This window comes from Rhizobacter sp. P2_H3 (genome assembly GCF_056403355.1).
Map to the genome: position 1 here is coordinate 1 of NZ_JBFUFQ010000328.1, position 4,741 is coordinate 4,741.

Sequence of the window (4,741 nt, forward strand, 5' to 3'; positions counted from 1 at the left end):
CTGCCGGACCGTCGCGCCGTGGCGCGGTGCGGTGCAGGCGCTGGCGCCAGCGCGCGCACGGCAGCTCGACCCAGCGGCGCATCGGCTCGGCCACCGCCAGCGTCAGCAGCGCGCCCGCCAGCGTCAGCCCGAACCAGCCCCATCCAGGCTCGTGCCGCGCCAGCCCGAGCAGGATCAGGTGGTGCGACAGGTAGACCGTGTACGAGATCGAGCCGAGGTAGACCAGCGGGCGCGCGTTCAGCCACCGGAACGGCCCCTGGCCGGCATGCGCCACCGCGGCATGCAGCAGCCCGGCGATGGCCACGCTCTGCAGGCTGAAGCGCAGCGTCACGCGGAACAGCTCGTCGCGCACCAGCAGCGTGAGCAGCAGCAGGCCGAGGCAGGCCGCCACCAGCACCCGGCCGCGGCCCCCGATCGGCCGCGGCAGCTCGTCGAGCCACGGATTGCGCCACAGCGCCAGCACGCAGCCGACCAGGATCGCATCCACCCGCGTGTCGGTGCCCATCGTCAGGTGGTTCACCGACGCACCGTGCAGCGCGAGCGCGCAGCGCCAGCCCAGCACCACGACGCACAGGACGCCAAGCACCCCGGCCGCGCGCTGCAGGCTGGTGCGATGCAGCAGCAGCGCGACCAGCGGCGGGTACAGCAGGTAGTAGTGCTCCTCGATGGCGAGCGACCACACGACGCCGATGCCGGCCGGAACGCCCTGGAAATCGTTGGCGATCGCGTGGTAGTTGCCGGCGTACAGCAGGGCCGCGAGGAAGCCGCCCGGCGTGAAGCGGCCGTCGATGACGCCGAGCGACGACAGCAGCGCGGCCGCGACCAGCACGACGAGCAGCGGCGGCATCAGCCGCAGCAGCCGGCGCAGGTAGAAGCTGCCGAGCGCGATGCGGCCGCTGCGCTCGGCCTCGACGCGCAGCAGCGTCGTGATCAGGAAGCCGCTCAGCACGAAGAAGATCGTCACGCCGAGGCCGCCGGGCACGATCCGCTCGAGCCCGCTGTGGGCCAGGAACACCAGCGACACGGCCAGCGCGCGCACGCCGTCGAGCGACGGGATCGGCTTCATCGCCGCGGCTCGCCATAGGCCGCGCGCAGCCGCCGCTCCAGCAGGCTGCGCGCGAGCGCGGTCGTGGTGAGCGTCATGATCACGAAGTCGACGCTCTGCACGCTGAACCAGTGCGTCTCGGACAGGTTCGTGATCGCCTGCTGCAGGAACACCGCCAGGTACAGCACCGCCTGGGTGCGCTCGCCGTTGGCCAGCCGCAGCGAGTGCAGCACCTGCGTGATCGCGTAGCCGAACAGACAGGCGAGACCGGCCCAGCCGAGGTCGTTGACCACGTCGAAGTAGCCGTTGTGCGCCGAGCCCGGGTAGAACGAGCCCATGCGGCGGACGAACTCGAAGGCATCGGTGCCGGCGGTCGGCGCCGCCGTCCAGTAGGCCGCATAGCCGGTGCCGAAGAACGGGTGCTCGCGCATGTGATCGCCGAGGATCGCCCAGATCTCGGTGCGGCCGGTCAGCGTCATGTCCTTGCCGCTGAAGGTCGACACCATCGCCATGAAGGCCGACAGGCCGGCGACGAGGCCGAGCGTCACCAGCGCATGGAGCAGCAGCAGCACGGTGACCATGAGCACCAGGTGCGGCACGAAGGGCCGCAGCCCGCGCGGCGCACGCAGCGCGACCACGAGGAAGACGAGCACCGCGGCGGTGGCCGCCAGCGAGGTCGAGCTGCGCGACAGCAGCAGGCAGGCCGCCGCCACCGCACCACCGGCCAGCGCGCTGCCGGGCGACACCTCGCGCGTCAGGCCGCCATGGCACCAGAAGATCATCGCCATGCCGGCCAGCGCGCCGAGGCTGTTCTTGTGGTTCGCGAGGCCGCGCCACGCACCGGCCAGCTCGGCCGCCACCTCCTGGTGGACGGCGAGCGACGGTGCCGCCAGGCCGAAGGCCAGCGAGCCCAGCAGCACCAGCGTCAGCACCGGGCGCACGACGCGCTGGAAGCGCTGCGCGTGCCAGGCGACCAGCACGAAGGCGACGCAGGCGACGACGATCGTGACGAAGCGCAGCAGCCGCCGCACGCTCAGGCCCGGGTCGATCGACCAGGCGACGCTCGCCACCGCCAGCGCGAGGAACGCGAACAGCCAGCCGTTGGCGCTGCGCACCAGCAGCCACGCGAGGCCCGCACGCCAGACCAGGACCAGCCCGCCGAGGCCGAGCACCGCACCCCACAGCGCGCGGCTCAACAGGCCGGCCGAGTCGGGCGCGGCCGCATGGACCAGGCTCTCGTAGTCCAGCCCCTCCGGCACGATCATCAGCACGACCAGCACCCACATCATCGCGGCGAGCAGCAGCGCGCCGGCATCGTCGCGCCGCCACGCGCTGGTGCTGGCAGAAGGCGGGCTCGACATCGAAGACCCTCAGAAATGGCTGATCACGGCACCCAGGATCTGCGAGCGCGTGGCCGCCAGGCGGCGCAGCATGTCCCGCAGATCCCGCGAGCTCGTGTGGCGCGCACGGCTCAGTGCCAGCACGCGGCCCACCAGGCTGGCGACGGCCAGGCCGTCGGCATACAGCCCGACCGGCGCGGTGTCGATGACGACGAACTCGAACTCGGTGCGCCAGCCGTCGAGCAGCGCGGCGAAGCGGCGGCTCGACAGCAGCTCCAGCGGATCGCCCGGCACCAGCCCGGCGGTCAGCAGCGACATCTGCGGCAAGCCGTGCACCGGCTGCAGCAGCGGCAGCTCGCCCTGGCCCAGCGCCTGCGCGAGGCCATGCCGGTTCGCCGCGCCGAACAGCTGGTGCTGCTGCGGGCGCCGCAGGTCGGCATCGACCAGCAGCGTCGGGCGGCCGGTCTGCGCGAACGCGATGGCCAGCTCGGCGGCCATCAGCGAGCGGCCCTCGCCCGGGTTCGGACTGAGCAGCGCGACGATGCTCGCGCGATCGACCGATTCGCGCCGCAGCAGCAGCTCGGTGCGCAGCGCACGCATGGTCTCGCAGCGCGGGTCCAGCGGGTCGTGGGCCATGATCAGCCGGTCGTCGGGCGCGGCCCGGCGCTCGATCACCGGGCGCAACTCGGGGCGAGGTTCGGACCGCAGTTCGGCATGCACGGCCGGCAGCGGCAGGTTCGATGCAGCGGCGGCGATCATGAAGCGCTCCGCATCGGCAGCCGCGCGAACTCCGTCAGCACCGGAATGCCGTGCTGCCGCTCGACATCGTCGCGGCAGCGCACCCGCCGGTTCGTCAGCGCCAGCAGCAGCGGGATGCCGAAGCCGAGCAGCACCGCCAGCACCGCGCCGAGCGCGAGCACCAGCCGCACGCGCGGCGTGGTCGCGGCCACCGGCGGCAGCGCGCGGCTCACCACGCCGACGTTGGGGCCGCGGTTGTCGCCGGCGAAGAGGATCTGGTCGTAGGCTTCGAGCGCGCGCTTGTAGACGACCTGGGCCGAGTCGAGCTCCAGCTGGTACTTGGCCGCCTCGTCCTGCAGCAGGCTGCGATTCGCGACCCGTGCGCGCTGCGTGCCCATCGCCTGCTGCAGCCCCTGCTCGACGCGGCTCGCGACGACGAAGCCGGCGTTCAGGTTGCGTGCGTGGTTCTGCAGCGTCGCGGCCAGCGCGCGGCGCGTCGATTCGAGCTGCAACTGCGCGTCCAGCACGTCCGGGTGCAGCGGCGTGTACAGCCGGTTCAGCTGCGCCAGGCGCGCCTCCTGCACCGCGAGCTGCGCGGTGAGTTGCTGCGCCTGCGCCGACGCGAGCACCTGGTCGCTGCTCGACGCCTCCTGCCCGGCGCGCGCCTGGGCCAGGTTGCGTGCGCTCTGCGCAGCGAGCAGGCGATCGTCGAGCGCGGCCAGCAGAAGCACGTCGACCTTGCTGTCGTTGCCCTCCTCGATCAGGCCGTTGCGCTGGTGGAAGGCGCTCAGCTGCCGCTGCGCGTCGTCGACCTTGGTCTTCAGGCCCGCCAGCTGCCGCGCATGGCGCGCGGCGCGCTCGCCCGGCGCTGCCGCGCCGCGCAGCGCATCCTGCGCCTTGTAGACGTCCACCACGGTGTTGGCGACCCGCGCGGCTTCGACGGGATCGGGGGCCGCATACGTCGCGTAGATGAGCTGGCTGCCGCGCTGGCTCTGGTAGATCGACAAGGCCTTGCCGACCCGCGCGGCGGCCCAGTCGCGCAGCGTGCCGCTCTCGCCGCGGTAACCGCGCCGGTAGTGCGGGTCGTCGGTCAGCGCGAGGCGGTCGACCACCTCGAGCAGCACGGCCGGCGTCTGCATCAGCTCCACCTGGGTCGCGATGTAGCTGCCGACCTGCCCGACCGGCAGGTCCTTGCCGTTCGACGGGTCGTTGACCTCGTAGTTCACCATCAGCGACACGGTGGCCAGGTAGCTGCGCGGCCAGAAGCCCAGCGCGAGCCCGGTGAGCGACAGCACCAGCAGCACCACGCCCAGGCCCAGCCACCGGTAGGCGCGCAGCATCGCGAGGATCTGCACGACCGACAGCCCCGGATGCACCAGTTCGAGTGGAACGACCGGGCCGTAGGAAGCCGGCACGGACCAGGCGGCGTCCCCGGGCGCCAACGGAAGGTCGTTCATGAGCAGGATCCCTTTCACGAGCGTCGCCAGGACGGCGAGGACGAGCCGGTTGTACGGCCCGCGCCAGGGAGCGTCTGTTCGCTGCCGAACACACCCGCCTCACGTGGGCCGGGCCGGCGCACCCGGCTCGACCGGCTCGAGCGGCTGCACCGGGGCAGCGG

4 protein-coding genes are annotated in these 4,741 nt (G+C 72.6%); all 4 read right to left on the reverse strand.

Annotated elements, in window-relative coordinates; genetic code table 11:
- Nucleotides 1-1,066 (reverse strand): acyltransferase family protein (locus AC1D1T_RS30030; RefSeq protein ID WP_477993102.1); only part of this gene is annotated, 1,066 nt, incomplete at its 3' end.
- Nucleotides 1,063-2,406, reverse strand: a complete 1,344-nt coding sequence (locus AC1D1T_RS30035; protein WP_465112985.1) for an O-antigen ligase family protein — start codon at nt 2,404-2,406, stop codon at nt 1,063-1,065. The genes AC1D1T_RS30030 and AC1D1T_RS30035, both read right to left, overlap by 4 nt.
- A 9-nt stretch (nt 2,407-2,415) precedes the next feature.
- Nucleotides 2,416-3,144, reverse strand: a complete 729-nt coding sequence (locus AC1D1T_RS30040) for a CpsD/CapB family tyrosine-protein kinase (RefSeq protein ID WP_477841909.1) — start codon at nt 3,142-3,144, stop codon at nt 2,416-2,418.
- Nucleotides 3,141-4,580 carry a GumC family protein gene (locus AC1D1T_RS30045; RefSeq protein ID WP_477993105.1) on the reverse strand — a complete coding sequence of 480 codons (1,440 nt, stop codon included), beginning with the start codon at nt 4,578-4,580 and terminating at the stop codon, nt 3,141-3,143. Before AC1D1T_RS30045 ends, AC1D1T_RS30040 begins: the two co-directional genes overlap by 4 nt.
- Between the last annotated feature and the right edge of the window lie 161 nt (nt 4,581-4,741).

Bases quoted from the DNA above. Each gene is read 5' to 3' on its own strand.
- AC1D1T_RS30035 (WP_465112985.1), bottom strand. From the start codon at position 2,406: ATGTCGAGCCCGCCTTCTGCCAGCACCAGCGCGTGGCGGCGCGACGAT.
- AC1D1T_RS30040 (WP_477841909.1), bottom strand. From the start codon at position 3,144: ATGATCGCCGCCGCTGCATCGAACCTGCCGCTGCCGGCCGTGCATGCC.
- AC1D1T_RS30045 (WP_477993105.1), bottom strand. From the start codon at position 4,580: ATGAACGACCTTCCGTTGGCGCCCGGGGACGCCGCCTGGTCCGTGCCG.